Here is a 25,848-nt window from a genome sequence, read left to right as displayed (position 1 = left end):
TTCATGGGACGAGACACAAGCATAGCAGCTGTGAGAAGCAGCGCATCGCAAGCGGGCCTGACGGGCGCGCCTTACGATGTGGAGCGCATCCGCGCGGATTTTCCGATCCTGTTTCGCCAGGTGAACGACAAGCCGCTCGTCTATCTCGACAATGGGGCATCGGCGCAAAAGCCGCTTTCCGTGATCGAGGCGATGGATCACGCCTATCGTTATGAATACGCGAACGTGCATCGCGGACTGCACTTCTTGTCGAATACGGCGACGGATAAATACGAAGCTGCGCGCGAAACCGTACGCCGCTTTCTCAATGCCGAGCATGCCGACGAGATCATCTTCACGCGCAACGCGACGAGCGCGATCAACCTGGTGGCGCGCTCCTTCGGCGAGCCGCGGATCGGTAATGGCGATGAGATCCTGATCACGATCATGGAGCATCACGCCAACATCGTGCCTTGGCATTTCCTGCGAGCGAAGAACGGCGCCGTGCTGAAGTGGGCGCCGATGACCGATCGCGGCGAGCTGATCATCGAGAAGCTCGACAGCCTGATTACGAAACGTACGAAGATCGTTGCCGTCACGCACATGTCGAACGTGCTGGGCACGATCAATCCCGTGAAGGAGATCATTCGCATCGCGCACGCCAAAGGCGTGCCGGTGCTGATCGACGGCAGCCAGGCGGCCGTACACATGGGCGTCGACGTGCGCGATCTCGATGCCGATTTCTACGTATTCACCGGGCACAAGACGTACGGGCCTTCCGGCATTGGCGTGCTGTACGGCAAACGCCAGCTGCTCGCCGCGATGCCGCCGTACGAAGGCGGCGGCGACATGATCGAGAGCGTGACGGTCGACAACGTCACGTATAACGAGCCGCCGCATCGCTTCGAGGCCGGCACTCCCGCCATCGTCGAGGCCGTAGGGCTGAGCGCGGCGCTGAACTACATGATGCAGGTCGGCCGCGAGAAGATCGCACGATATGAGGCGGAGGTCGGTGCTTACGCTGCGGATAGGCTTGCTGAGCTGCCCTGGTTGAAGCTCTACGGAACGGCTCCTGGCAAAGGCGCGATTTTCTCGTTCACCGTTGACGGCCTGCACCCGCACGACGTCTCCACGATCATAGACAGGTCGGGCGTCGCGATCCGCGCCGGGCATCACTGCGCACAGCCGCTGATGGACCGGCTTGGGGTGAGTGCAACGTGCCGGGCGTCTTTTGCGTTGTACAATACGAAGGCGGAGGCCGACGCGCTCGTCGCGGCGCTGTCCAAAGCCCATGATCTTTTTGCGTAAGGAGCTTCCGCATGGATGACAGGAAGCCGATCGAGGATCGCGAGGCGCTCAAGGCAGCGGTCGAGTCGCTTGACGCGCCGTCTCCCGCGCCTGCGGCTTGCGATGTCTCGCACGATGCGGAGCCCAACATGGCGCCGCCGGAAGGACCAGAGAAGGCGAGCAGTGATACCTCTGCCTTGCCGCCCGAAGAGATCGACCGCCTGACGACGGACATCATCGCGGCGCTCAAGACAGTCTACGATCCGGAAATTCCCGCCGACATCTACGAGCTGGGACTGATCTACAAGGTCGATGTCGATGACGATCGAAACGTCATCGTCACCATGACCCTCACCGCGCCGGGTTGTCCGGTTGCCGGCGAGATGCCGATATGGGTTGAAAACGCGGTCAATGCCGTGCCCGGTGTCGCCGGCACGAAGGTCAACATCGTGTTCGATCCGCCGTGGGATCAAAGCCGGATGTCGGACGAAGCGCGGCTCGCGGTGGGCATGTTCTGATGCGGCCTCGCTTTCGCATGCCGAGTTCCCATATACTGGTCCAACACTTAAGACTCAGGGAGGCCCGCTGTGCCCTCGCTTAGAATGATGCCAAAAGTCATGACGCTGACGGATGCCGCTGCGGCGCGCGTGGCGTCGCTGCTTGCGCAGAAGCCCGGCGTCAAGGCGCTGAAGATCGGCATCAAAAAGGGCGGTTGCGCCGGCATGGAATACACCATGTCGTGGGCGGAGGAGATCGGTAAGTTCGACGAAGTGATCGAGGATAAGGGCGCCGTGGTGATCATCGATGCGCCGGCGGTGATGTACTTGCTCGGCACCGAGATGGACTACAAGACCGACAAGCTGTCCTCGCAGTTCGTTTTCAACAATCCGAACCAAAAGAGCGCGTGCGGGTGCGGCGAGAGCGTCAACATCGAGCCGGCTACGCCGCCCGGTCTGGCGCCCGCGGGCTGATCCACGGGCGGACAGTAACGCTATGTCCGCGAACGAGGATCTTCTTCAAATACTGAAAGATGCTCTCGAGCGCGACGGTTCGGTTAGCGGTCGCCGGATGTTCGGCGGCCTAGGCGTCTATTCTGACGGAACCTTCTTCGCCATTATCACGGGCGGTACGATCTACCTCAAAACATCCGACGCCGGCCGCACTCGGTTTGCGGACGAGGGATCAGCGGCCTTCTCCTACACCACGAAGACCGGACGCACGCAGCTCACCTCGTATTGGCGCTTGCCTGACAGGTTGCTCGACGAGCCCGACGAATTGCAAGACTGGGCTCGCGCATCGATTAGTGCTGCTCGGGAGGTCGCGGCAGCCAAGACCCCTCGGCGGTCTCCGGCGAAGGCGAAGCGCAAAAAGCCTGCGCGATAGTCTGCGGGCTGCAGAACACCCCTTCGCGCACGCCGAGACGCTGATGATTACCCGCGACCGGGGACCTTCATCGGGCGGGAGGGCTTGCGCATGAACGCCGGCATGTTTTCCGCAAATCCCAGGCCACCCTTTTGCGGTGGGGGTGGAGCTGATTTCCGAGCTTGCTCCGGTGCGGGTTGCCGCTTTTCTGCTGGGCGTTCGACACGCTTGGCGGCTCGCGGCTCGTCCGTCCAGGCGTCCACCGCCGGTTGATCGTTGCGAGGCGCCTGGCGGGACTGCTGGGGCCGTGGCTGAGCGGCGGGGCGTCCTGAACGTTCGGGCTGCGGCTGCTCCTTACGAGCGGGCGCAGTTTGGCCCTCGCTTTTGCGCGCTGGTCCAGCCTGGCGTTCCGCACGCTGATCCGGCCTTGGCTTCTCTTCACGCTGGCGTTGCTCGCCACCGCGATTGTGCGGCTTGCCGGATCTCTCATGACCGCCATGGGACTGTCCGCGACCACCGCGCCCACGGCGACGCTTTCCGGCTCCGGCTCCGGCGATGTCTTCCTCGGATGGTGGTTCGCCGACCCAAACAGGTGCTTCGCCTGTGATCTTCTCGATGTCTTTTACGAACTTCAGATCGTCAGGGCTGACCAGCGAGATGGAATGGCCCTCGTGTCCGGCGCGGCCCGTGCGACCGATGCGGTGGACGTAGTCGTCGGCCGCCCAGGGCAGATCGAAATTGAAGACGTGGGAGACTTCCGGGATGTCGAGACCGCGGGCGGCGACGTCTGAAGCCGCGAGCAGCATAATCTCGCCTTTGCGGAACTTGTCGAGCGTATCCGTGCGGCTCGACTGATCCATGTCGCCATGAAGGGCGCCGGCATTGAAGCCGTGCTTCGTGAGGGACTTATGCAGGACCGCGACGTCGCGCTTCCTGTTGCAAAAGATGATCGCGTTTTTGACGTTGCCGTCGCGGATCATGTTGCGGAGGACTTCGCGCTTGGCCCAATCCTCGCCGTTCGGGCAATAGACGAAGTTTTGCGTAATGGTCTTCGCTGTCGTCGCCGGCTTCGCGACTTCAATTCGCTCGGGATTGGTCAAGAACTGATTGACGAGGCGGGTGATCTCCGGCGGCATTGTTGCCGAGAAAAACAGCGTCTGGCGGCGTGGCGGCAGAAGCTTGCAGATCTTCTCGATGTCCGGAATGAAGCCCATGTCGAGCATGCGGTCGGCTTCGTCGATGACGAGGATTTCGACGCCCATCAGCATGACGCGGCCACGACCGAAATGATCGAGCAGCCGGCCCGGGGTGGCAATGAGAACGTCCACGCCGCGATCAAGCTTCTTGACCTGATCGTCCATCGAGACGCCGCCGATGAGAAGCGCCACCGAGAGCTTATGATTGATCCCGTATTTCTCGAAGCTTTGCGCCACCTGGGCTGCAAGCTCGCGCGTCGGCGCGAGGATCAACGAACGGGGCATCCGGGCCCGGGCGCGGCCGGTTTCGAGCCGCGTGATCATCGGGAGCGTGAACGACGCCGTCTTGCCGGTGCCCGTCTGGGCGATGCCGAGAATATCGCGGCCGGTCACGGCGACCGGGATGGCGGCGGCTTGAATGGGGGTAGGCGTGACGTAACCAGCAGCGGTTATGGCTGCTTGGACCTTGGGCGACAGCCCGAGGTCAGCGAACGTCTTGGTTTCCAAAAGCAGGTATCTCCATCTGCACAGGCTCACAACGCCAGACGCGCGGGCGTCAGACGGTCTTTTGAAGAGCGCAGGGGGACGGGTGCCGAAAGGACCTAAGCCAAATAGGGGTGCGGATCAAAAAAAGCATTTAAAAATGCGCAAATCGATCCCCTGCGCTCCGGCACGCTCGGGTGCTCGCATACATCTCGAAGAATCGCAAGAAAAACCGGAATATCCGGGCGGAACAGCCCGCGAAGTACTGTCACAGCCCCGGCTCGATAGCCTCCTGCGTGGTGATACTAGGGTTGGGGCCCGCAGCCGGCACCTGCCTCCTGCAGGGATGTCTGAAGGCTGACCAAAAGCAATTTACAGGCCGGAAATCCGAGGTGCCAAGGTCCTTAGATCGAACTGGCTTGGGCTAAAGTAGGACGCCCTGCGCTCGAACTTCAGAGCCCGCCGTTGGTAAGCAACTTGAACTTAAAGTTTCGGCGAGCGGCCCAGATTTGAATTTGTGGCAGAAATATCTGTCACTTCGAGAAGAGCTTATATGTCGTATCAACGAAATTGACTTTTTCCTGAATATTCGCTGCCCTAGAGATGTCGGTGTAGCCGGGAACCGACTCCCACTACGCGTGCAGAGTTAGCAAAGTGGATGACGCTGTAAGGCAGCGTTCGCGTCAGGGCGTTCCGGCGCGACCACAGCACAGCGCATTTTCGCGAGGGTCTCGAGCGATGACAATCGATGCTGGTTCTGCTGCCGGCTTTTCCCGGCGCGCCACTCTTGGCGCGGTAGATCAGGCGTCTGTTCGCCCAGTCCGGCGTGGCGATGCAATTCGTGAACTCAAGAAGCGCGATAACTACACGAATTTTGCACACATCGGGTTTGTCTATCTCGTCATCGCCGCCTCGGTCGGCCTGACGATCTGGAGCTATTCCGAGGTGGCCGCGGCTGGCCTTGGCTGGTGGTGGAACATCCCAATGACGCTCCTGTGCGTCGCTGCCGTGGGAGCCTCGCAGCATCAGTTTGGAGGCGTGATTCACGAGGGCACGCACTTCACGCTATTCGAGAACAAGATCCTGAACGAAGCGGTGTCGGATTGGCTCGGCGGTTTTCCGATCTATACGTCGACGTTCCAATACCGGCTGCATCACCTCGCACATCACCAGTTCATCAACGATCCGCTGCGCGATCCGGATTGGGCGCAGCTTCACGACAGCGGTCATGATCTCGATTTTCCGATCACGCACGTCGACATGCTAAAAGAACTCGGCAAGCAGCTCTGGCTGCCGAACCTCTTCCGCTACATGATCGTGCGGGCGCGATATAGCGCGCTGGGTCACGACAACAACCCCTATATCGACCGCGAGCATCGCGGAGATCGGTTGCCGACGACGGCTGGCGTGCTCTACGCGGTCGTCGCTCCGATCGCAGCAATCACCTTGATCAAGACCGGGCATGGCCCGTGGGCCTTCGCGGCGATCGGTGCTTTAACGGCTCTCCTGGTCGCCTATTATTCGCTTCTGGACGAGAGCAAGCTGCCGCACGCTCATGTTGACACCGTGATCTCGCATCGGGCGACAAGCATCAGCCGCATCGTATTCATGGCAATCGTCTATTCGGCTTTGACCGCCGTAGAGGTGTCGGGCTTGGGTCCTGCCTGGAACTACTACGGTCTGCTCTGGATCCTACCGCTTTTCACGACATTCCCGCTGTTCATGATCATGCGCCAGTGGGTGCAGCACGGAAACGCCGATCGTGGCCGCTATACAAATACGCGGGTGTTCCTCGTGAACCCGTTCATTCGGTATGCGGTGTTCCCGTTCGGCATGGACTATCACCTGCCGCATCACATTTATGCGTCGGTTCCGCACTACAAGTTGAAGGGTCTGCACGAGCTGCTGCTGGACGATCCGCAGTATCGCGAGAAGGGCATCGTGGTCGAGGGCTACTTCAACTCGCCACACGGCGAAGTGCCGGAGCGCAATCCGACCGTGATCGAAGTGCTGGGCGAGAAGTATGCGCCAAAGCCCGACGGCGAAGTCTACGTCGATACCAATACGCTCGAGTACGCCAATGTTCGGGATGCCGAGGCCATTCGGCGTGAGAGCGAAGCGTCCGCACGCGGCGAGTGATCGGGCTTGCAACTGCGGGCTTGATCCGCTCGCCGTTCTTCAATCGAGAAGCTTTTCTCGAAGCTACTCGATTGCAGCCGGTCCCAATTCGGACCGATCAGATGTCGAGGTCCTTTGCGAAAGCCGCATTCTCTTGAATGAAGCGGAAACGGGCCTCAGGCTTTGATCCCATCAGCGCGCTGACGACTTCCGAAAGGCCTTCACGCCCTCCTTCCGCGATGGAGACGCGAAGCAGCGTGCGGCGCCTCTTATCCATCGTCGTTTCCTTGAGATCCTTGAAGTCCATCTCGCCCAGGCCTTTGAAGCGCGTGACCTTCGGCTTTTTGTTCTTGAAGTGTGTTGCCAGAAGTTCGTCGCGATGGGCTTCGGTGCGGGCGTAAACAACGTCGCTCTTGTCTGAAATCTTGTAGAGGGGCGGCACCGCTAAGAAGAGATGGCCGTTTTCGACCAGCTCCGGCATCTCCTGGTAAAAGAACGTGATGAGCAGCGACGCGATGTGGGCGCCGTCCACGTCCGCGTCGGTCATGACGATCACGCGCTCGTAGCGCAGATCCTCTTCGCGATATTTGGTGCCGGTGCCAACGCCCAGGGCCTGGATGAGATCAGCAAGCAACTGGTTCTGAGACAGCTTCGCCGAGGACGCGTTGGCGACGTTCAGGATCTTGCCGCGCAGAGGCAAGATGGCTTGCGTTTCGCGGTCACGCGCGCTCTTGGCGCTGCCGCCGGCGGAGTCGCCTTCCACAATGAAGATCTCGGTGCCAGCTGCCTGCTGGATCGAGCAGTCCGCGAGCTTGCCTGGAAGGCGGAGCTTTCGTGTTGCCGACTGGCGTCCGACTTCCTTTTCGCGGCGGCGCTTCAGGCGTTCTTCCGACTGGTCGATCGTCCATTCGAGCAGTTTCGTCGCCTGCTGCGGGGAATCCGCAAGCCAGTGGTCGAACGCGTCGCGAACCGCCGTTTCGACGATTTTCGTTGCTTCGGCCGTTGCGAGCTTGTCCTTGGTTTGGCCCTGGAATTCCGGTTCGCGCACGAAGACCGACAACATCGAGGCGGCCGTGCCCATCACGTCTTCGGAGGTGATCTGCTGGGCCTTCTTAGCGCCGACCAGCTCGCCGTAGGCGCGGAGGCCCTTGTAGAGCGCTTGGCGCAAACCATTCTCGTGCGTGCCGCCCTCAGGCGTCGGGATCGTGTTGCAGTAGGAAGATGAAAAGCCGTCCTCGTCCGCAATCCAGGCGACAGCCCATTCGACCGAGCCGTGACCGCCGTCTTTTTCAACGCGGCCTGCAAAGATGTCTTTTGTGACGCGGGTCTGGCCTTCGATCGAGGACGTCAGGTAATCGCTGAGGCCACCAGGGAAATGGAAAACGGCTTCGGGCGGCGTGTCGTCCTTGATGAGTTCAGGCGCGCACTTCCAGCGGATTTCGACCCCGCCGAAGAGATAAGCTTTGGAGCGCGCCATCTTCATGACGCGCGAGGGCTTGAACGCCGCGCCCTTGCCGAAAATCTTCTCGTCCGGCTTGAAGCGAACCTTCGTGCCGCGCCGGTTCATGATTGAACCGAGCTTTTCGAGCTTCGTCTGCGGTTCGCCGCGGGAGAAAACCATGCGATAGAGTTGCTGATCGCGTGCGACCTGGATCTCGAGCGTCTCGGAAAGCGCGTTGACCACGGAAACGCCGACGCCGTGCAGGCCGCCGGAGGTGTTGTAGGCTTTGGAATCAAATTTGCCGCCGGCGTGCAGGATCGTCATCACGACTTCGAGCGCGCTCTTGTTCTTGTATTTCGGATGCGGCCCGATGGGAATGCCGCGGCCGTTATCGGTGACTGTCAGGAAACCGTCTGTCGCAAGCTCGACCTCGATCCAGCTGGCGTGGCCGGCGACTGCCTCGTCCATGGAGTTGTCGATCACCTCGGCGAAGAGGTGATGCATCGCCTTCTCGTCGGTGCCGCCGATGTACATGCCGGGACGGCGCCGCACGGGCTCCAACCCTTCGAGCACTTCGATGTGCTCTTCGCTGTAAGTGCTTTCGACAGGCTTGCGGGCACGCGACGATTTCTCAGTCATTTCGCTTTCAAATTCCGGAAAGAGATCATTCTGTGATCGGCCCATCGGCGGCCCTCATTCGTGCTATGGCGCAACCGCGCATTCTGAAAGAAACGGCGGGGGGACGCACGACAGCTAAGCCGCTGGAGCGAATCTCGGAGTGCTACTTATAGCCCGAGCCGGCCGAGAGCCACCATGCCGTTTCCGTCTCGGACTTGTGGCCGCGAGGCAACTCGGGGTCTTCTTCAGACTGCGACGTTATCGATCAGGCGGGTTTTTCCCAGCCAACAGGCGGCCAGGACGCGCAGCGGACGGCCACTTTCGGGCGTCGCCGGCCCGAGCGTTTCAGCATCCCGAACCTCGATGTAATCGATCTTCTTAAAGCCCGCCGCGATCACTTTGCGCTTGGCGTTGGCAACCCCGGTCGCGATATCCGCGCCCTCCGATACGTCTTCGGCGAGAGCAGAGATGGTGGCGTATAAAGCCGGGGCGATCTTGCGCTCGGTCAGAGACAAATAGGCGTTGCGGGAGGAGAGTGCCAGCCCGTCCGTATCGCGCTTGGTCGGGGCGCCGATCAATTTCAGAGGCATGTTGAGATCGCGAACCATCTGACGAAGCACGGTCAGCTGCTGGAAGTCTTTCTCTCCGAAAACGGCGATATCGGCGGTCACCTGATTGAAGAGCTTGGCGCAAACAGTCGCTACACCGTCGAAATGACCCGGCCGAAACTCGCCTTCCAACTCCTTCGCGGCGCTTCCGGCGCGCACGCCCGTCGAATAACCGAGGGGATACATTTCTTCGACACTCGGCGCCCAGACGAGATCCACATCGGCCGTCCGTAGTTTTTCGAGGTCGCCGGCCTCGTCCCGCGGGTAGCGGGATAGATCTTCGTTGGCGGCAAACTGAGTCGGATTGACGAAGATCGATACGACGGCCCGGTCGGCTTTCTTCTTGGCCAGTTTCACGAGTGAGATGTGACCGGCGTGCAGCGCGCCCATGGTCGGAACAAGACCAATTGAGTGGCCCCGATCGCGCCATTTCCGCGTGATCTTCCGAAGGTCATGAACGGTGCGCACGATCTTGACGGTTTCTGACAAGGGCAACCCCGGGCGTTGGTTTTGCAAAGTCGCCGATGGCTTTAGGTGGTCGGGCTCACGGGCACAAGAGGGGCTGGCCGGGAGAGGAGGCGCGAAATTCCCGATCTGCTAATATCGGGTGCTGGGCGAATCGCATCGAGCGCCCGATATCAGTGGGAACGGTATGGTCGCGACATTGCGGCGTGAGGAAAGCGTGACACAGCGGGGTCTTCCCCCTCGGGACGAGTTCGCAACGCAATATCTCATTGACGAGAACCGTCTCGTCGGAGCGCTGATCGAGCGCGCCTTTTTCACGGAAGACGAGCGCCGGCGTACAGCGGACATTGCGCGCCGCCTCGTGCACACCGCGCGCGCGGACAAGGCTAGCCATGCGGGAATCGACGCCTTCATGCACGAGTACGGCCTTGCGACGGACGAGGGCGTGATCCTGATGTGCCTCGCCGAGGCACTTCTGCGAATTCCCGACGCCGAAACTGCGAACGCCTTTATCGCGGACAAGATCTCCGGTGGCGCGTGGGAAAAGCATCGCGGGCATTCCGATAGTCTTTTCGTCAACGCCTCGACTTGGGGCCTCATGCTTACGGGCCGCATCATGCGGCTCAAGGAAGCCAAAGGCGCGAACCCGTTTCAGGCAATGAAACGGCTCGTTGCGCGTTCGGGCGAAGGGACGATCAGGCTGGCGGTCCGGCAGGCGGTGAAGCTGCTTGGCGAGCAATTCGTTCTGGGGTCGACGATTGAAAGCGCCTTGTCGCGGGCCCGTGCCTACGAAGACAAAGGCTATCGCTTTTCCTACGACATGCTCGGGGAAGCCGCGCGTTCGGAGCAGGATGCCGAGCGTTACTTCCAGCGGTACATGGCGGCGATCGACGCGGTCGGTAACGATGCCGAACCGTTCACGACCCAACATGCCGATGCGATATTTGCGCGGCCCTCGATTTCGGTAAAGCTGTCGGCGCTGCATCCCAGGTTCGAACCGGGAAAAGAACGGCGTCTGCGGGCCGAACTTGCGCCACGATTGCTGACGCTTGCGCGCGCGGCGCGCGCCAGAGGTCTTGCGCTCACGATCGACGCGGAAGAGCAGGATCGTCTCGATCTGACGGCAGAACTCTTTGGCGAAACGTTCGTCAGCCCGCATCTTGATGGCTGGAACGGGCTTGGCATGGCCGTGCAAGCCTATGGCAAGCGCGCGATCCCGATGTTGCGGTGGTTGCGTCGGCTCAGCGAGAAAACGGGCAAGCGAATTCCGGTGCGCCTGGTCAAGGGCGCATACTGGGACAGCGAGATCAAATGGGCGCAGGAGCGTGGGTTGGAGGACTATCCTGTCTTCTCGCGCAAGCTGCACACCGACGTTTCGTACCTCGCGGCGATGCGTCTCCTAATCTCTGATCCGACGGCCTTCTACCCCCAGTTTGCAACTCACAACGCCCATACGATTGCGGCAGCAGCGGTCGCTGGCGGAGCGATCGACTTCGAATATCAGCGTCTCCATGGGATGGGCGAAGCGCTTTATGAGCAGGTCGTCGGCGAAGGCAAATTCGGACGGGTGTGCCGGATCTATGCGCCCGTCGGTGGGCACGAGGACTTGCTCGGCTATCTGGTGCGTCGCCTGCTCGAGAACGGCGCCAACACCTCCTTCGTCAATCGCCTTGGAGACGACGAGACGCCGATCTCGGAGATCATCGCGGATCCTGTCGAGATTGCCGATCGCGAGTTCAGTTCCGGCGAGCGGCTGAAGCTCATCGCAAGGCCGCGGGACATTTTCTTACCGGACCGCAAGAACAGCGCTGGCCTGGTGCTTACCGAGACGACAGTTCGCGACGGACTTCTGAACGATATCGCGAAAGTCCTGAAGACACCGTTCGCGGCGGGTCCCATCGTGAACGGCGTGGTGACGGCCGGCGGAGAAGCGGCGGCGATTGCCGTTTCACCGCACGATCATCGCGATCGGATCGGCACGGTTCGCTTGGCGACGCCGCAACATCTGGAAGAGGCGCTTGCTTCCGCCCGCGCTGGAGCCTCGCGCTGGGAAAAGACGGATGCGACTGAGCGCGCGCGAATCCTTGAAGTCGCGGCGGACCTTTTCCAACGCGATCGCGCCGTGCTGATGGCGGCGCTCATCCGGGAAGCAGGCAAGACGATTGAAGCTGCTCAGGCCGAAGTTCGCGAGGCGGTAGATTATCTGCGATACTACGCGACCGAAGCGCGGCGGCTGTTCGCCGACCCGGTTGTCCTTCGAGGACCGACCGGCGAGGAAAATACGCTCGCGCTGCGCGGACGGGGCGTCTTCGGGTGCATCGCGCCGTGGAATTTTCCCATCGCGATTTTCGCCGGCCAGGTCGCCGCTGCTCTGGCGGCAGGCAACGCAGTCGTCGCAAAGCCTGCCGAACAGGCGCCGATCTCGGGCTTCCTTGCCGTGAAATTATTGCAGGAAGCCGGCGTCCCACGCGACGCGCTGCATCTTGTAACGGGTGGCGGAAAGCTCGGAGAAGCCCTCGTCAAGGACCCTCGCATCCAGGGCGTCGCATTTACAGGATCAAACAACACGGCTTGGTCGATTCAACGGGCGCTCGCGGATAGGCGTGCGGCGATCGTGCCGTTCATTGCCGAAACTGGCGGCATCAATGCGATGATCGCGGATTCATCGGCCCTTCCCGAGCAGGTCGTGCGGGATGCGCTGCGGTCCGCCTTCGACAGCGCGGGGCAGCGATGCTCAGCGGCGCGGATCCTGTTCGTCCAGGACGACAATGCGCCTCGGATCCGCGGCATGCTTGCCGGAGCTATCGAAGCGCTGGATATCGGTGATCCCCTGGATTACGCGACCGACATCGGGCCGGTGATCGATGAAGCAGCGCAGGATGCCTTGGAAAGTCACAAGGTTTTCATGCAGAGGGAAGGTCGCGAGATTATCGATCTTGCCATGCCCGAGGCCTGCCGCGTCGGCACCTTCGTCACCCCGGCACTGTACGAAATCGATCGCTTGGACAGACTAGATCACGAAGTGTTCGGCCCGATCCTGCATATGGTTCGCTTCGAACGCGGTCATCTCGACAAGGTGGTGGCCGCTCTGAACGCGACAGGATTCGGCTTAACGCTCGGCCTCCACAGCCGGATCGAGAGTGTTGCCGATTACGTGGCGGAGAACGCGCACGTCGGCAATCTCTACGTCAATCGGAACCAGATCGGTGCTGTCGTAGGCGTTCAGCCATTCGGCGGCGAGGGACTATCAGGCACAGGTCCCAAAGCCGGTGGGCCAAACTATCTGACGCGATTTGCAACCGAGCGCACCCGCTCGACGGACGTAACAGCCACGGGCGGGAATTACACGTTGCTGAGCGGCAAGGGGTAGTGCCGGCTCGCGGTCACTCGTAGAAGGCATAAAACTTCTTCGCGGGCTCGACTATTTCCCAGGTCCCGGTGAAGCCGGAGGGCGTGAGAAAGGCGTCGCCAGCGCGGAACGTCGCTTCGGAGCCATCATCGCCGCGAACGATGATGAGGCCTTCCAAAAGGTGGCAGAATTCGCTTTCAGAGAACACGACGCGCCAGGTTCCGACGTCGGCACTCCAGATGCCGGATTGAAAGCGACCGTCGGCGCTTTTGAACAGCGTCTGCGCACATTGAACCGGATTGCCGGCGATGATGCGATCTTCGGCCGGCCGGTAGACGTCGCCCGGCGGGAGGACGCCTTGGAAAACGACAAGTTTGGGGAAATCGGTGGTCGTGGTCACTGGTCTGCCTTCACATCTCTTGGAAGGCTCAATGGTACGACCGCGCGGCTTTCGGCGGCAAGTGGTCTTCAGTCGCCCGCCATGACGAAGCAATCGACCGACTGGCGGCGAAGGGCGTTGCAGGCTGAGGTTGCCCGTTGAGCATCAAGGCCGGTGAAGCGGGCACGGAAAATCTGGTGGCCGTCCTTCATTGCCGGGTTGGTGACGGTCGATGCACCGGCGAGCAATTTTCCGGCGCGGCCTTGGACGTTCGAAAGGGCGTGCTGGGCATCGTCGATGGAGCCATAGGCGCCGATCTGGACAGCGTAGCGACCGCCGGAGGTTTGCGAAGCTACCCGTGTTTCGGGGCCTCCGCGTAGAGCACGGGCCTGGGCGCCCAGCGTCGAGGGTGGCGTGCCGCGGATGACGGGCGGCTCGTGAAGATCGGCGCCGGTTGATTTCGCCGTCTTAAGCGCAGCTGCCAGGTGACGCGGCTTGGCTTCGACCGGTCGAGGGATCGAGGCGGTGATAGCGGGCACATCGGACGTGCCGAGTGTTGCAACCCGAGTGGGCGCGGGCTGGGGAACAGATGCATCTGCGGCGGAGGCAGGCTGGAATTCGCGTGATGACGAAAGTCCCGCAGGTGCGAAGGCGCGGAGCGGAGCGTTGGCAGCTGTCACTGCGACAGGGAGCGGCTCGGTACCGGGGGCGCGAGGCTGCGGATCACGTTCGCTATCTTCCATGTCGGTCGTTTCGTCCGCCGAAGGTGCGCGGCGAACTTTGGGCTGGAGCGGAACGGCGCGTACTTTGAAGATCTGCACCGGCGTTTCCGTATCTTGGGGCGCGGCGGCGGGGCTTGCCGGCATCGCAGGGGCTCGTGGCGACGTGTCTCCAGCATCGGCAACCGCGACTGGCGGTTTACGCTTAGCCGGGCGCTGGGCCACTTTGGGTTCACCCTTTAATCGGGCAATCATGGCGGGGTGCCGCGACTTGGTCGAGGAGGCTCGCGTGACCATCTTAGCGAGAAGAACGCGCATTTCGGCGTTGCGCTCGGCTGCGGTATCGCCGCCGAAGACGACGCCGATCAGATGCCGATCGCCGCGATGCCAGGACGAAACGAGATTGAAGCCGGAAGCTCGCGTGTACCCAGTCTTGATGCCGTCGATTCCAGGCAGCGTGTTCAGCATCGTGTTGTGATTGCGAAACGACTTGCCTCCGTAGGTGAAGGTACGGGTGGCGAAGAGAGGGTAATATTGCGGGAAGTCGTCCTGCAGGCGCAGCGCCAGGGTTGCCATGTCGCGGGCCGTCGTGATCTGATCATCATTCGGAAGGCCTGAAGCATTCTCGTAATGCGTCCGGGACATCCCTATCTCACGTGCGCGCGCGTTCATGAGGCGCGCAAAATTGGTTTCCGAGCCGCCGATACGCTCAGCGAGAGCCACGGCGATATCGTTCGCCGATTTTGTTATAACGGCCCTGATCGCGTCGGAGACCGTTATCTGGTCACCGGGATCGAGATCGAGTTTTGAGGGTGCGACGGCCGCTGCGGCGTCTGAAATGGTGAGCTTGTCCGACATTTTCAGGCGCCCAGATTGAAGCGTCTCGAATGTCAGATAGAGCGTCATCATCTTGGTCAGAGATGCCGGGTGGCGGGGTGCGTCGCCATCTTCATTGTGGAGAACGGCGCCGGTATTGGCGTCCAGGATCAGGGCTGCGTGACGAGTGCCGCGCGCTTCCACGCTCGCCGAGGCGACCGCAAACATGATGACAAAAGCTGTTGCGTACGCAAACGCTCGTCGCAGCACGACGCCTAATCCCTCTGACCGCTCCTTCGGAGCGATAATTGACACCCGTTCCCCGCGGGTATGCCGATTGAGCTCCCGCGAACGGCCCCACCAGTCAATTTGAAAGGAGGAGCATTGTTTTTAGGCACCTTTTGGGCGTCAAAGAGGCCTTTGTCGCCTAATATGCCGATGTGGAGTCTAGGTGCGAGAAGGCTGCGTTAGCGTTAAGGAATAGGGTAAAAATTACCCCTTTGGTTGTCCCATACTTGGACGCTAAGTTCAGGTGTCGATCCGCGTCGGCGCTCAGGAATGTGATGTGCGGAACGGCAACGAACTCGGGCGAGCGCAGAAGGATGGTTTGGACTTGCGAAGCTTGCGCGCGTATCCGGCGGCCGGAACATCTCGCTTCGCTCCGCCATTCTGGTCGTTGGGAGAGGGCAGCATGAATGAGGGATACGTATGAAGTGCCACAGGACCAATTCTACTTTTTGCTCGTCAGCATGCCTATATTACGGGCTTGATGGACACGGGTGTTTAGCTTGAACATTCAGATGGAAAGACACGTCCGCCGTCGGGGACGCGTTTGCGAAACCGCCGTTACTTTTCTGCCTCCAATGCCGTCGCATTGCGGGATACCGTCAGGGGATCCGATGGATTCGGGTTTCGCCCGAGGCACGCGATGAAGAACGTGGATGCCGACTACCTACGGTTCGCCGCGCTCATGGCTGCGAACAACGAACCACCCGAGGGACCCCGCCGAGAAGACGGCGATGGAGAGTCCAAGACAGGTATTGTCACAAAGACCCGTCCCAAAACCAAGAAGCCGAACCTATATAAGGTTCTTCTTCTGAACGACGACTTCACGCCGATGGAGTTCGTTGTCCTCGTTCTGCAGCGCTTCTTCAACAAGGGCCAAGAGGACGCGACCCGAATTATGCTTCACGTCCACCACAAAGGCGTCGGTATTTGCGGCGTCTATACCTACGAGGTTGCTGAAACCAAGGTGACGCAGGTCATGGACTTTTCCCGTCAGCATGGCCACCCTCTACAATGCACCATGGAGAAAGAGTAGGACTCGATTGACATCCCTCTCCAAAAATCTCGAAGCCTCGCTGCACCGGGCGGTGCAGTACGCTAACGTCCGTCACCACGAATTCGCGACCCTCGAGCATCTGTTGCTGGCGCTTGTAGACGATCGCGACGCAGCAGCGGTGATGCGCGCCTGCTCAGTCGATCTCGAGCAGCTCAGGGCGCGGCTCATCGAATACCTGGATACCGAACTCAAGCCGATCATCTCGAAGTCAGCTCGCGATGCGCATCCGACGAACTCGTTCCAGCGCGTGGTGCAACGTGCGATCGTCCACGTGCAAACATCGGGCCGCGAAGAAGTGACTGGCGCCAATGTGCTGGTAGGTATTTTTTCGGAACGGGAAAGCCACGCCGCGTATTTCCTGCAAGAACAGGAAATGACGCGTTTCGATGCGGTTCAGTACATTGCGCATGGAATTGCAAAGCGGCCAGGCATGTTCGAGCCGCGCACCGTTCGTGGGGTCGATGACGACGTGAACGCGACCGAGAGCGAAGAGAAAAAGCCGGGTGATGCGCTCAACACCTATTGCGTGAACCTCAATAAAAAGGCGCGCGACGGCAAGATCGATCCTCTGATCGGCCGGGAGCAAGAGGTGCTGCGCACCATTCAGGTTCTCTGCCGCCGTCAGAAGAACAATCCTCTGCTGGTCGGTGATCCGGGTGTCGGCAAGACCGCGATCGCCGAAGGCTTGGCGCGCAAGATCGTAGGCGGTCAGGTTCCTGATGTCCTGAAGGGCGCGACGATCTTTTCGCTCGATATGGGCGCGCTGCTCGCCGGCACGCGCTATCGCGGCGACTTCGAAGAGCGCCTCAAGGCCGTGATGAAGGAAGTCGAAGCCTTCCCAGGCGCAGTGCTGTTCATCGACGAGATCCACACTGTGATCGGCGCCGGGGCGACTTCGGGTGGGGCGATGGACGCCTCGAACCTGCTCAAGCCTGCTTTGCAGTCAGGAACGCTTCGCTGCATCGGCTCGACGACCTACAAGGAGTATCGCCAGCACTTCGAGAAGGATCGGGCGCTCGTTCGCCGATTCCAGAAGATCGACGTGAAGGAACCATCCGTCGAAGATGCGATCGAGATCCTGAAGGGCTTGAAGTCCGTTTTCGAGGACTATCACAAGATCAAGTACACGAACGAAGCCATAAAGGCTGCGGTCGAGCTGTCGGCTAAATACATCCATGACCGCAAGCTGCCCGACAAGGCGATCGACGTGATCGACGAGACGGGCGCGTCGCAGATGCTGGTGCCGGAAGGCAAGCGGAAGAAGAAGATCACCACGAAGGAGATCGAAGCCACCGTCGCGACGATGGCACGAATTCCTCCGAAGACGGTGACGAAGAGCGATGCCGAGATCATCGCCCACATCGGCCGCGACCTCAAACGGCTCGTGTTCGGCCAGGACAAGGCGATCGACGCTCTATCGAGCGCGATTAAATTGGCACGGGCTGGCTTGCGGGAACCGGAGAAGCCGATCGGCTGCTATCTTTTCTCAGGCCCGACCGGCGTCGGTAAAACCGAGGTTGCCAAGCAGCTTGCCAACCTGATGGGCGTCGAGTTGCTGCGCTTCGACATGTCGGAATACATGGAGAAGCACACGGTTTCGCGGCTCATCGGTGCGCCTCCGGGCTACGTCGGGTTCGATCAAGGCGGCCTCCTGACCGATGGCGTCGACCAGCATCCGCATTGCGTGTTGCTGCTCGATGAGATCGAAAAGGCGCATCCCGATCTGTTCAACATCCTGTTGCAGGTGATGGACCACGGTAAGCTTACGGATCACAACGGCAAATCGGTCGACTTCCGCAACGTCGTCCTCATCATGACGACCAATGCGGGCGCAGCCGACATGGCGAGGCCGCCGATGGGCTTCAATCGATCCAAACGCGAGGGCGAAGACACGGAAGCCGTGGCGAAGCTTTTCACGCCGGAGTTCCGGAACCGTCTCGATGCGATCGTGCCGTTCTCTGGTCTTTCGCCCGAGATCATTGCCCAGGTCGTCGAGAAGTTCATCTTCCAGCTCGAAGCGCAGCTCGCTGATCGCGGCGTTACGATCGAGTTGTCGGACGAGGCTACTCGATGGCTGGCGGAGAAGGGCTACGATGAGAAGTTCGGTGCCCGGCCGTTGGGTCGCGTCATCCAGGAGCACATCAAGAAGCCGCTCGCCGAAGAGCTGCTGTTCGGGAAGCTTGAGAATGGCGGTACTGTGAAGGTGCTGGTCGCGGGCAAGGGGCCGGATCGGACGCTGACGTTCGACTTCCTGCCGCTTGATCCTTCGAAGAAGGTGAAGACCCCAGACGACGAAGAAACCGACGACGATCTTCCGCAGCCTGTGCTCGCGGATGCCACGCCGAAGAAGGCGCTCCCTGGTCCGAAAGACAAGGGCGAAAAGCCAAACGGTTCGGGCGCGGTTCCGAGTGTTCCTCGGAAGAAGAAAGAGGAATAGTCCGTCTGTTACGTGGCGGCAAGACCGCTGCGTAGATCTGAAATTGTAAGCACGCTGGTATACTCAAACCGGCGTGCTTTCTTTTTTGCTTTTTGAGCGTGTGACAATTAGAGGGAAAGCGTTCGTGCCTTAGGTGTCGCCGGAATGCGGGATTCTCAAAGAGCAAGATGACATCCATGGCTCGTGACCTTCCCAACTGGACCCCGCGCCCGCGACCCTCGCGTGTCATCATTGATGGCCGATACGCGCGGCTGGAGCCGGTTGATCCGACGCAGCACGCCGTTGATTTATTCGAACAATCGGTCGCTCCGGGCGTCGAGGAGCGATTTCGCTATCTGTTCGACACACCACCGGCGACTCTCGCCGATGTCCAGTCGTGGCTCGAAAGGATGTCGGAGAGCCAGGATCCGATGTTCTGGGCGGTCGTCGATAAAGCGAGTGGTCGCGTAGCGGGCCGTCAGGCGTTCATGCGCATCGAACCCACTCATGGTGTGATCGAGATCGGATCGATTCTGTGGGGTCCGGCCATTGCGCGGACGCGGGTCGCAACCGAAGCGCTTTACCTCTTTGCTCGGCACGCTTTCGAAGATCTCGGCTATCGCCGCTTCGAATGGAAATGCGACAACCGCAACGAGCCATCGAAGCGCGCTGCGCGTCGCTTCGGCTTCGACTATGAGGGTCTGTTCCGGCAGCACATGGTGATCAAGGGCGCCAACCGCGATACGGCTTGGTTTGCCATGGTCGATCGCGATTGGCCGGCGCTTAAGCTCGCTTACGAAGCCTGGCTCGACCCTGAAAATTTCGATGAGGCGGGCCGGCAGAAAAGACAACTGATGGCGGCGAGGCCGGGTTAAAGTCCTCGAATTGCCGACCTGGGAATATTACGCCAGCGCGGCTTTCAGTTTTTCCGCGTTAGCCGCGAGGACGGCTGCATCTTCCATTTGCCGAGCATGGATCTGAAGCGGTTGGCCTTCATATCGCGGCATGACGTGGAAGTGCAGGTGGAAAACTGTTTGGCCGCCGGCAGACTCATTGAATTGGGCGATGCTTATGCCATCGGCGTTGAAGGCCGCCTTGGCGGCAACGGCGACTTTTTGAACAAGTGGGATGATTTTTGCGAGCACCGCCGGATCCGCGTCGAGCAGGTTCCTTGACGGGGCTTTCGGGACGACAAGGGTGTGGCCCGCGGTCTGGGGCATGACATCCATGAAGACGACCGCATCGGCGTCCTCGTAGACCTTGTGGCACGGGATTTCTCCGCGCAGGATTCTAGCGAAAATATTGGAGGTGTCGTAGGCCATGGGGGACTCGCTTGCGACCGGTCTGCGAGGCCCCGACCGGCCTCCGCTTCAGGCTTCGTCTTTGCGATAGGGTCCCATTTCGGTCAAGTCGGCATTCATCTGTGCCACCGCTTCCCGCTCCTGGATCAGGAACCGTTCGACCGCCCGGCGGAGAGATGGATCCGCGATCCAATGCGCCGAGTAGGTTTCGACCGGGAGATAGCCGCGGGCAAGCTTGTGTTCGCCCTGCGCACCGGCCTCGACGCGTGCCAAACGGTGAGCGATGGCGAAGTCTATGGCTTGATAGTAACAGGCCTCGAAATGCAGGGCGGGATGGTGCTCCACAGCCCCCCAATAACGGCCGTAAAGGCAATCGCCCCCTATGAGGTTCAATGCGCCTGCGATGTAGTTGCCGTCGCGCTTGGCGAGCACCAGGAGGCAACTCTCCGGCATGACCTCGCCGAGCAGCGAGAAGAATTTGCGGTTGAGGTAGGGCCGGCCCCATTTCCGGTTACCGGTGTCGATGTAGAACGCGAACATCGCGTCCCAGTGCGCCTCGGTAATGGCCGCGCCTGAGATCTGCTCGATCTCAATGCCCGCGGCCAGAGCTGTCTGACGCTCCTTCTTCACCGCTTTGCGTTTGCGGGATGCCAGGGTGGCGAGGAAGTCGTCGAACGAGGAGTAGCCCTGGTTCTGCCAGTGGAACTGTTGCCCGATGCGAACCAGGAAGCCGAGCGCCGTCAAGCGCTCTGCCGTCGACGGATCGATAAACGTCAAATGGACCGACGAAAGACCGCCTTGCCTCACCACCTCTCTGGCTGCGGCGGCGAGAAGCTCCTCATTGGCAATTGCGTCGTCGCCGGGCCGGACCAGCAGGCGCGGGCCCGGCACGGGTGTGAAAGGCACCGCGATCTGAAGCTTTGGATAATACTGGCCACCTGCGCGCTCGTACGCGTCCGCCCAGCCGTGATCAAAAACGTATTCGCCCTGGCTATGCGATTTCACGTAGGCCGGAGCCGCGCCGGAGATGTTGCCTTCTTCGTCCTGGGTCACGAGATGCCTTGGCAGCCAGCCCGTATGCGCCCCGACGGCGCGAGAGTCCTCAAGCGCCTTAAGAAAGGCATGGCTTACGAAGGGATTGAAACGGGTTGGATCAGGATTGGCGCAGGCATCCCACTGCGCGGCATCAAGTGACGCGATGGAGGGAGCGAGATTGACGGCGCTTTCAGAAAATTGCGGCATCCAGCTTCATTGTCGCGAGACCACGCGTCTACGCAAGTCCTGATATAGGATCAATGCGGGGGGTAGGCAGGGCTTCCGCGCAGCGCCGATGTCGCGGGGCGGCGATTTCGGGGCGACTTATGGCGTGAAGCCTTCGAAGATCATCGCGTCCGACCATTTTTCCGCAATACGGCGCTGTTTTGAGGTACGAACCGTCCACGACACGACCGGAATGTCAGCCACCCGGCGCGCGTATTCAGTGACTGGTGTCGGCAGGGCATCGACCTGATAGGCGTAGAAAGCCGGGTCAACCGGACCGGACTCCAGCAGGTTTCGCAGGTCGGCCCCGCGCGCCTTGCCGATCTTGCGCAACCACCATCCAGCCCCAGTGTATCGTCCGGAATCAATCCCTCGTGGAATTTCCGGCGTCAGTTTGCGCATGGCGACAAGAACGGCAGGGTCGAAGGACAGAAACGCGAGCGGGCCTTTATACTGCGAAACGATCGCCGCGATGTTGGCCATGAAGCGAGTGTCGGGCGGCTCCCATTCGCTTTTGATCTCGACGAACAGCGGGACGCGGCCTCTGACGAGTTCGAGAAGTCCCGCAAGGGTCATTATCGGTGCGTCGCCGATGCGATGGCGCAGTGACTTCAGATCGGCTGTCGTCAAATCGGCGACGGCCTTATTCGATTTGACGAGCCGTCCCAATTTTTCATCGTGGAATACGACGGGATGACCGCCCTGCATCGGGCGGATATCGCATTCGATGCCGTATCCTCCGGCAATTGCTGCTTCGAAAGCGGGTTGGGTATTCTCGACGATGCCGTGTTTCACATCGTGCAGTCCGCGGTGGGCGATCGGTCTGAGGAATGCTGCGCGGTCGAACATGGATCAGCGGATCTTGAGGATGGCGTCGATCTCAACACAGGCATTCAAGGGCAGGCTCGCGACGCCGACGGCTGAACGCGTGTGACGGCCAGTGTCGCCGAGGACGGATACCAGAAGGTCGGATGCGCCGTTGATGACTTTGGGTTGATCGGTGAAGCTTTGCGTGGACGCGACAAAGCCGGTCAATCGCAGCACTTGCGTTATACGAGCAAGATCGCCTAGCGCCGCTTTTGCCTGAGCCAGGATGTTGAGCGCGCAATGGCGGGCAGCTTCCTGTCCCTGCTCGACCGTGACCCCGTCTCCGAGAACACCCGTGAGAACACGCCCGCTGTCGTCTTTTGCGATCTGACCGGAAATGAAAAGCAGCTCGCCGGAAATCAGAAAAGGGACGTAATTGGCGACGGGCTGGGGCGCCTCGGGCAGTTTGATGCCCAGGTCGGCGAGCTTTTGGTCTATGGCGCTCATTGGAATAATACCGGATATTCGACTTCACCCGGCAGCTTTGGCCGTCGCGCCGCCTCTTTGCAATGCCTTTATCTAAAGCGTAGATTGCTGTAATTGTGAATATTCCGGCCCCCTAGAGCGAGCTCAGTCTGATGATTACGCGTGATGGCTATGCCGCGTTAGCTTTGATTACTTTGGCAACTGGGGCGACGGCGCAGTCCGCTCGGGCTTCGGACATCTCCAGTTTTGCTCCGCATCGCGCGGTCTACGAACTAACGATGGGTGACTCCAACGCCGGCTCCGGTGTTACCGGCGTATCTGGCCGAATGGTCTATGAACTCAACGGGTCAGGATGTTCCGGATACACGCAGAACATGCGTTTCGTTACGATCATGACGAACCAGGATGGTGCAGATACCGTCAGCGATCTGCGGAATTCGAGCTGGGAGGAGGCGGATGCGAAGAAGCTCACCTTCTCGTCCACTCAATACCAGAACGATCAGCTGGCAGATTCAAGCCAGGGGGATGCGTTGCGCTCGAAGGGAGCGACGCCGGTCGTAGGCGTCGATCTCGTCAAACCCGCGAAGAAGCGCGTCTCTCTGCCGACGGACATTTACTTTCCGATGCAGCATGCTTCGACGCTTGTGCAGGCGGCCAAGAGCGGCGTGAAGATGTTCACCGCCAATCTCTACGATGGCTCCGAAAAGGGCGAAAAATATTACCTGACCAACACGATCATCGGTCCGAAGTTCAAAACGGGAGTGGCAGCCTCGGTCGGATCGTTCAAAGGTGCGGACAAGCTCGCGACCGTCGATTCATGGCCGATGACGATCAGCTATTTCGATGCGGGTAAGGACCACGAAGATCTGACGCCGTCGTACGAGCTGTCGTTTCGCTATTTCGAGAATGGCGTGACGAGCGATCTTAAGATCGATTACGGTGAGTTCTCGATCAAGGGCGAGCTGAAAGAGCTCACACTTCTGGAACCGGCCAAATGTCCGGCCAAGGACACCCACTAATCTGCTAGTCGTCGATGCGGCCTGCCAAGAGCTGGTAGGCAGGGCCGATCGATGACGGATCAATGCCGGCTTCCTGGCAGAACGATAGCAGTAGGCTTTCATCCGAAAGAAGATAGTCGAGAGTCGCCGTCTGCAGTTCGCGCGACGAGGCGGCGCCACGAAGATCATCCGGCGAGCTTCCGGTGAGCGATAGGAAGCGGGAACTTTGCGCCGGGTCTGCAATGACAAACGCTAGCACCTGCAACGCGATCGCTTCTGCCCGATCTTCGGTCAGGCGCTGCGGTTTGGGTCTCAGCATCGTGGTTACCTATTCGTCAGACCGTCGTTAACTGTTGGTTACCGCTTTGGAGGGCAAAGTCGGCCGCCAGTTCAGCTGAGAATCGGTGCACAACGGCCGCAAGGAGAGTTGGCGGTTGCTATGACGTACCAGGAAACCCGAACAAACGTCGAGCGTCGCGTGCCCGATCCCCGAGTCGGTACACAATCTGTGCTGATCGTCGAGGATAACGAGCTCAATATGAAGCTCTTCAACGATCTCCTGGTCGCGCACGGCTACAAAACAATTCAGACGCGCAACGGCTTCGAAGCGCTCGAGCTTGCGCGGCGACATCGGCCCGATCTGATCTTGATGGACATCCAGCTGCCGGAGGTTTCGGGGCTCGAAGTGACACGCTGGCTGAAGGACGACGATACGCTTTGCCGAATCCCAATCGTCGCCGTTACGGCTTTCGCTATGAAGGGTGATGAAGAACGCATCCGCTCGGGGGGATGCGAGGCCTACATCTCCAAGCCGATCTCTGTGACCTCGTTTTTAGAAACCGTTCGCAAATTCATCGGATCTCCGAGGCTGTAGACTACCCGGCAGACACTCACCCATGACCGCCCGCGTACTCGTTGTTGACGATATTCCAGCAAACGTGAAGCTTCTCGAAGCGAGACTTCAGGCCGAGTACTTCGACGTTCTGACGGCCAGCAACGGCCAGCAAGCCCTCGATATTCTTGACCGCGAAAGCGTCGATGTCGTGCTTCTTGACGTCATGATGCCGGGCATGGACGGCTTCGAAACCTGCCGGCGCATCAAGGGAAGCCACAATACACATCACATACCGGTCGTGATGGTAACTGCGCTCGACCAGCCTTCGGACAAGGTTCTAGGGCTTGAGAGCGGGGCGGATGATTTCCTGACCAAACCCGTAGACGACATCGCTCTCGTCACGCGTGTTCGAAATCTCGCGCGCCTCAAGATGCTCAACGACGAAATGATGATGCGGGCGTCAACGGGCAAGGACATGGGATTGCCCGATGACGGCTCTCTGGCCCGCGCGCTCTCGGCCAAATCAGGGCGGGTACTGCTCGTTGACGACAATCCACGTTCCTCCGAACGGCTGCTCGAAGTCTTGTTGCGCGCAAACGACGCCTATTGTGAGCACAATGCCCAGAACGCGCTGTTATTGCTCGCAGAGAACAATTTCGATCTCCTGATCGTCAGCCTTTCATTGCGCGGATCGGACGGGTTACGGCTGTGCTCACAGGTACGTTCTCTTGAGCGAACGCGGCATTTGCCAGTGATCATGCTGGTTGAACCCGGAGACGAGGCCCGATTGCTGCGCGGCCTGGACATGGGCGTTAACGACTATCTGATGCGTCCGATCGATCGCCACGAACTGCTGGCGCGGGTCAAGACGCAGATCCGGCGGAAGCGGCACTCCGATTTCCTTCGGCACAGGCTGGCCGAAAGCGTGGAGATGTCGATCACGGATTCGCTGACCGGCCTTCACAATCGCCGGTACATGGAAGGACACTTGCGGACGCTGGTCTCTGAAGCCGCGCGTACCGGACGGCACTTATCCATGCTGGTCGCCGATATCGATCATTTCAAGCAGGTGAACGATACCTACGGCCACGATGCAGGGGACGCGGTACTAAAGGAATTCTCTACGCGTATTCGGCGAAATACTCGGGGTATCGACTTGGCGTGCCGGCTAGGCGGCGAAGAATTCGTGATCATCATGCCCGACACGGATCTTACGCATGCCTACCAGGTCGGGGAGCGGCTGAGGGCATGTGTGGCCGCGGACGACTTCGTGTTGGACGATGGACAGAGTATCCGGGTTACGGCAAGTGTGGGCATAGGAACACTGGAGTCGCCCGATGATACTCCAGAGACGATGTTCAAGCGCGCCGACTGCGCGCTCTACATCGCTAAGCGACGTGGGCGAAATCGTGTCGTCGCCGATGCGGCGTAAATGCTACTTTGGGTGTGTTCTCGTTGCTTTTTGGCCCATGTTGCTCGCTCGGACGAGAACGGCCTGTTCGCTAATGCACAATTCGACAATAAATTCGAATGCTTAGCCGGAAGCGATCCCGCTGCTCAAAACGCAGAATCGTAGCCGAAAC

Annotated in this window: 22 protein-coding genes; 12 read left to right on the top strand and 10 right to left on the bottom strand. The window is 60.1% G+C overall.

Annotated elements, in window-relative coordinates; translation table 11 throughout:
- Positions 1 to 3 precede the first annotated feature (3 nt).
- The 4 genes from EKK30_RS05525 (at position 4) to EKK30_RS05510 (ending at position 2,649) form a co-directional block, all read left to right on the top strand.
- Positions 4 to 1,287, top strand: coding sequence for a cysteine desulfurase (locus EKK30_RS05525; RefSeq protein ID WP_290981471.1), 1,284 nt, complete (start codon positions 4 to 6; stop codon positions 1,285 to 1,287).
- Positions 1,288 to 1,298: 11 nt separating this feature from the next.
- Entirely contained in the window at positions 1,299 to 1,784 is a 486-nt protein-coding gene (locus EKK30_RS05520; protein ID WP_290981468.1) for an SUF system Fe-S cluster assembly protein, read from the top strand.
- Positions 1,785 to 1,853: 69 nt separating this feature from the next.
- Positions 1,854 to 2,237 carry an iron-sulfur cluster assembly accessory protein gene (locus tag EKK30_RS05515; protein ID WP_290981465.1) on the top strand — a complete coding sequence of 128 codons (384 nt, stop codon included), beginning with the start codon at positions 1,854 to 1,856 and terminating at the stop codon, positions 2,235 to 2,237.
- A 22-nt stretch (positions 2,238 to 2,259) separates the two neighbouring features.
- The gene (locus EKK30_RS05510; protein WP_290981462.1) at positions 2,260 to 2,649 is read left to right on the top strand and encodes a TfoX/Sxy family protein; all 390 of its coding nucleotides are present in this window, start codon (positions 2,260 to 2,262) and stop codon (positions 2,647 to 2,649) included.
- 47 nt (positions 2,650 to 2,696) lie between these two features.
- Here the strand turns inward: EKK30_RS05510 and EKK30_RS05505 are convergent, their stop codons facing one another.
- Positions 2,697 to 4,331 (bottom strand): DEAD/DEAH box helicase, encoded by a 1,635-nt coding sequence (locus tag EKK30_RS05505; protein WP_290981459.1) that lies wholly within the window; start codon positions 4,329 to 4,331, stop codon positions 2,697 to 2,699.
- Between the two features lie 714 nt (positions 4,332 to 5,045).
- Between EKK30_RS05505 and EKK30_RS05500 the strand changes: the two genes are divergently transcribed.
- Positions 5,046 to 6,446 (top strand): fatty acid desaturase, encoded by a 1,401-nt coding sequence (locus EKK30_RS05500; RefSeq protein WP_290981456.1) that lies wholly within the window; start codon positions 5,046 to 5,048, stop codon positions 6,444 to 6,446.
- A 97-nt stretch (positions 6,447 to 6,543) separates the two neighbouring features.
- On the opposite strand, the gene parE is transcribed toward EKK30_RS05500, so the two are convergent.
- Positions 6,544 to 8,505 (bottom strand): DNA topoisomerase IV subunit B, encoded by a 1,962-nt coding sequence (gene parE, locus EKK30_RS05495; protein WP_290981452.1) that lies wholly within the window; start codon positions 8,503 to 8,505, stop codon positions 6,544 to 6,546.
- A gap of 224 nt (positions 8,506 to 8,729) precedes the next feature.
- Positions 8,730 to 9,581 carry a pantoate--beta-alanine ligase gene (gene panC, locus EKK30_RS05490; protein ID WP_290981449.1) on the bottom strand — a complete coding sequence of 284 codons (852 nt, stop codon included), beginning with the start codon at positions 9,579 to 9,581 and terminating at the stop codon, positions 8,730 to 8,732.
- A 193-nt stretch (positions 9,582 to 9,774) separates the two neighbouring features.
- Between panC and putA the strand changes: the two genes are divergently transcribed.
- Positions 9,775 to 12,927, top strand: coding sequence for a bifunctional proline dehydrogenase/L-glutamate gamma-semialdehyde dehydrogenase PutA (gene putA / locus EKK30_RS05485; RefSeq protein ID WP_290981446.1), 3,153 nt, complete (start codon positions 9,775 to 9,777; stop codon positions 12,925 to 12,927).
- Positions 12,928 to 12,940: 13 nt separating this feature from the next.
- Here putA and EKK30_RS05480 read toward each other — a convergent pair whose 3' ends face one another.
- On the bottom strand, positions 12,941 to 13,306 hold the full coding sequence (locus EKK30_RS05480) for a cupin domain-containing protein (RefSeq protein WP_290981443.1): 366 nt from the start codon (positions 13,304 to 13,306) through the stop codon (positions 12,941 to 12,943).
- Between the two features lie 68 nt (positions 13,307 to 13,374).
- Positions 13,375 to 15,090: a D-alanyl-D-alanine carboxypeptidase gene (locus tag EKK30_RS05475; RefSeq protein ID WP_290981440.1), complete on the bottom strand. Its 1,716-nt coding sequence runs from the start codon at positions 15,088 to 15,090 to the stop codon at positions 13,375 to 13,377.
- A gap of 700 nt (positions 15,091 to 15,790) precedes the next feature.
- On the opposite strand from EKK30_RS05475, the gene clpS reads away from it, so the two are divergent.
- From clpS to EKK30_RS05460, 3 genes are all read left to right on the top strand, one after another.
- Entirely contained in the window at positions 15,791 to 16,141 is a 351-nt protein-coding gene (gene clpS, locus EKK30_RS05470; RefSeq protein ID WP_290982491.1) for an ATP-dependent Clp protease adapter ClpS, read from the top strand.
- 7 nt (positions 16,142 to 16,148) lie between these two features.
- The gene (gene clpA / locus EKK30_RS05465; protein ID WP_290981437.1) at positions 16,149 to 18,599 is read left to right on the top strand and encodes an ATP-dependent Clp protease ATP-binding subunit ClpA; all 2,451 of its coding nucleotides are present in this window, start codon (positions 16,149 to 16,151) and stop codon (positions 18,597 to 18,599) included.
- A 167-nt stretch (positions 18,600 to 18,766) separates the two neighbouring features.
- Positions 18,767 to 19,453: a GNAT family protein gene (locus EKK30_RS05460; protein WP_290981434.1), complete on the top strand. Its 687-nt coding sequence runs from the start codon at positions 18,767 to 18,769 to the stop codon at positions 19,451 to 19,453.
- A 27-nt stretch (positions 19,454 to 19,480) separates the two neighbouring features.
- On the opposite strand, the gene EKK30_RS05455 is transcribed toward EKK30_RS05460, so the two are convergent.
- The 4 genes from EKK30_RS05455 to EKK30_RS05440 form a co-directional block, all read right to left on the bottom strand.
- Positions 19,481 to 19,900, bottom strand: coding sequence for an HIT family protein (locus tag EKK30_RS05455; RefSeq protein WP_290981431.1), 420 nt, complete (start codon positions 19,898 to 19,900; stop codon positions 19,481 to 19,483).
- Between the two features lie 48 nt (positions 19,901 to 19,948).
- Complete coding sequence (locus tag EKK30_RS05450; RefSeq protein WP_290981428.1) at positions 19,949 to 21,121, bottom strand: GNAT family N-acetyltransferase; 1,173 nt, start codon at positions 21,119 to 21,121, stop codon at positions 19,949 to 19,951.
- A gap of 117 nt (positions 21,122 to 21,238) precedes the next feature.
- A complete protein-coding gene (locus EKK30_RS05445) occupies positions 21,239 to 21,988 on the bottom strand; it encodes a glycerophosphodiester phosphodiesterase family protein (RefSeq protein ID WP_290981425.1) in 750 nt (249 codons plus the stop codon).
- A 3-nt stretch (positions 21,989 to 21,991) separates the two neighbouring features.
- Positions 21,992 to 22,453 carry a RidA family protein gene (locus EKK30_RS05440; RefSeq protein ID WP_290981422.1) on the bottom strand — a complete coding sequence of 154 codons (462 nt, stop codon included), beginning with the start codon at positions 22,451 to 22,453 and terminating at the stop codon, positions 21,992 to 21,994.
- A 131-nt stretch (positions 22,454 to 22,584) separates the two neighbouring features.
- On the opposite strand from EKK30_RS05440, the gene EKK30_RS05435 reads away from it, so the two are divergent.
- Positions 22,585 to 23,451 carry a cell envelope integrity EipB family protein gene (locus EKK30_RS05435; RefSeq protein WP_290981419.1) on the top strand — a complete coding sequence of 289 codons (867 nt, stop codon included), beginning with the start codon at positions 22,585 to 22,587 and terminating at the stop codon, positions 23,449 to 23,451.
- Between the two features lie 4 nt (positions 23,452 to 23,455).
- On the opposite strand, the gene EKK30_RS05430 is transcribed toward EKK30_RS05435, so the two are convergent.
- Complete coding sequence (locus EKK30_RS05430; protein WP_290981417.1) at positions 23,456 to 23,749, bottom strand: DUF3572 domain-containing protein; 294 nt, start codon at positions 23,747 to 23,749, stop codon at positions 23,456 to 23,458.
- A gap of 120 nt (positions 23,750 to 23,869) precedes the next feature.
- Here EKK30_RS05430 and EKK30_RS05425 point away from each other — a divergent pair, with 120 nt between their 5' ends.
- Entirely contained in the window at positions 23,870 to 24,304 is a 435-nt protein-coding gene (locus tag EKK30_RS05425) for a response regulator (RefSeq protein ID WP_290981414.1), read from the top strand.
- 22 nt (positions 24,305 to 24,326) lie between these two features.
- Positions 24,327 to 25,697 carry a PleD family two-component system response regulator gene (locus EKK30_RS05420; RefSeq protein ID WP_290981411.1) on the top strand — a complete coding sequence of 457 codons (1,371 nt, stop codon included), beginning with the start codon at positions 24,327 to 24,329 and terminating at the stop codon, positions 25,695 to 25,697.
- The last annotated feature ends 151 nt before the right edge of the window (positions 25,698 to 25,848 follow it).

The organism is Hyphomicrobium sp. (assembly GCF_003987855.1).
GTDB lineage: Bacteria > Pseudomonadota > Alphaproteobacteria > Rhizobiales > Hyphomicrobiaceae > Hyphomicrobium_B.
The sequence above is the reverse complement of the archived record's forward strand: the minus strand, read 5'-3'. Positions and strand labels throughout refer to the sequence as shown.

Bases quoted from the DNA above. Each gene is read 5' to 3' on its own strand.
- parE (WP_290981452.1), bottom strand. From the start codon at position 8,505: ATGACTGAGAAATCGTCGCGTGCCCGCAAGCCTGTCGAAAGCACTTAC.
- EKK30_RS05420 (WP_290981411.1), top strand. From the start codon at position 24,327: ATGACCGCCCGCGTACTCGTTGTTGACGATATTCCAGCAAACGTGAAG.
- EKK30_RS05450 (WP_290981428.1), bottom strand. From the start codon at position 21,121: ATGCCGCAATTTTCTGAAAGCGCCGTCAATCTCGCTCCCTCCATCGCG.
- EKK30_RS05425 (WP_290981414.1), top strand. From the start codon at position 23,870: ATGACGTACCAGGAAACCCGAACAAACGTCGAGCGTCGCGTGCCCGAT.
- EKK30_RS05510 (WP_290981462.1), top strand. From the start codon at position 2,260: ATGTCCGCGAACGAGGATCTTCTTCAAATACTGAAAGATGCTCTCGAG.
- EKK30_RS05525 (WP_290981471.1), top strand. From the start codon at position 4: ATGGGACGAGACACAAGCATAGCAGCTGTGAGAAGCAGCGCATCGCAA.
- EKK30_RS05445 (WP_290981425.1), bottom strand. From the start codon at position 21,988: ATGTTCGACCGCGCAGCATTCCTCAGACCGATCGCCCACCGCGGACTG.
- EKK30_RS05430 (WP_290981417.1), bottom strand. From the start codon at position 23,749: ATGCTGAGACCCAAACCGCAGCGCCTGACCGAAGATCGGGCAGAAGCG.
- EKK30_RS05440 (WP_290981422.1), bottom strand. From the start codon at position 22,453: ATGAGCGCCATAGACCAAAAGCTCGCCGACCTGGGCATCAAACTGCCC.
- clpS (WP_290982491.1), top strand. From the start codon at position 15,791: ATGGCTGCGAACAACGAACCACCCGAGGGACCCCGCCGAGAAGACGGC.
- EKK30_RS05455 (WP_290981431.1), bottom strand. From the start codon at position 19,900: ATGGCCTACGACACCTCCAATATTTTCGCTAGAATCCTGCGCGGAGAA.
- EKK30_RS05460 (WP_290981434.1), top strand. From the start codon at position 18,767: ATGACATCCATGGCTCGTGACCTTCCCAACTGGACCCCGCGCCCGCGA.
- EKK30_RS05500 (WP_290981456.1), top strand. From the start codon at position 5,046: ATGACAATCGATGCTGGTTCTGCTGCCGGCTTTTCCCGGCGCGCCACT.
- EKK30_RS05435 (WP_290981419.1), top strand. From the start codon at position 22,585: ATGATTACGCGTGATGGCTATGCCGCGTTAGCTTTGATTACTTTGGCA.
- EKK30_RS05520 (WP_290981468.1), top strand. From the start codon at position 1,299: ATGGATGACAGGAAGCCGATCGAGGATCGCGAGGCGCTCAAGGCAGCG.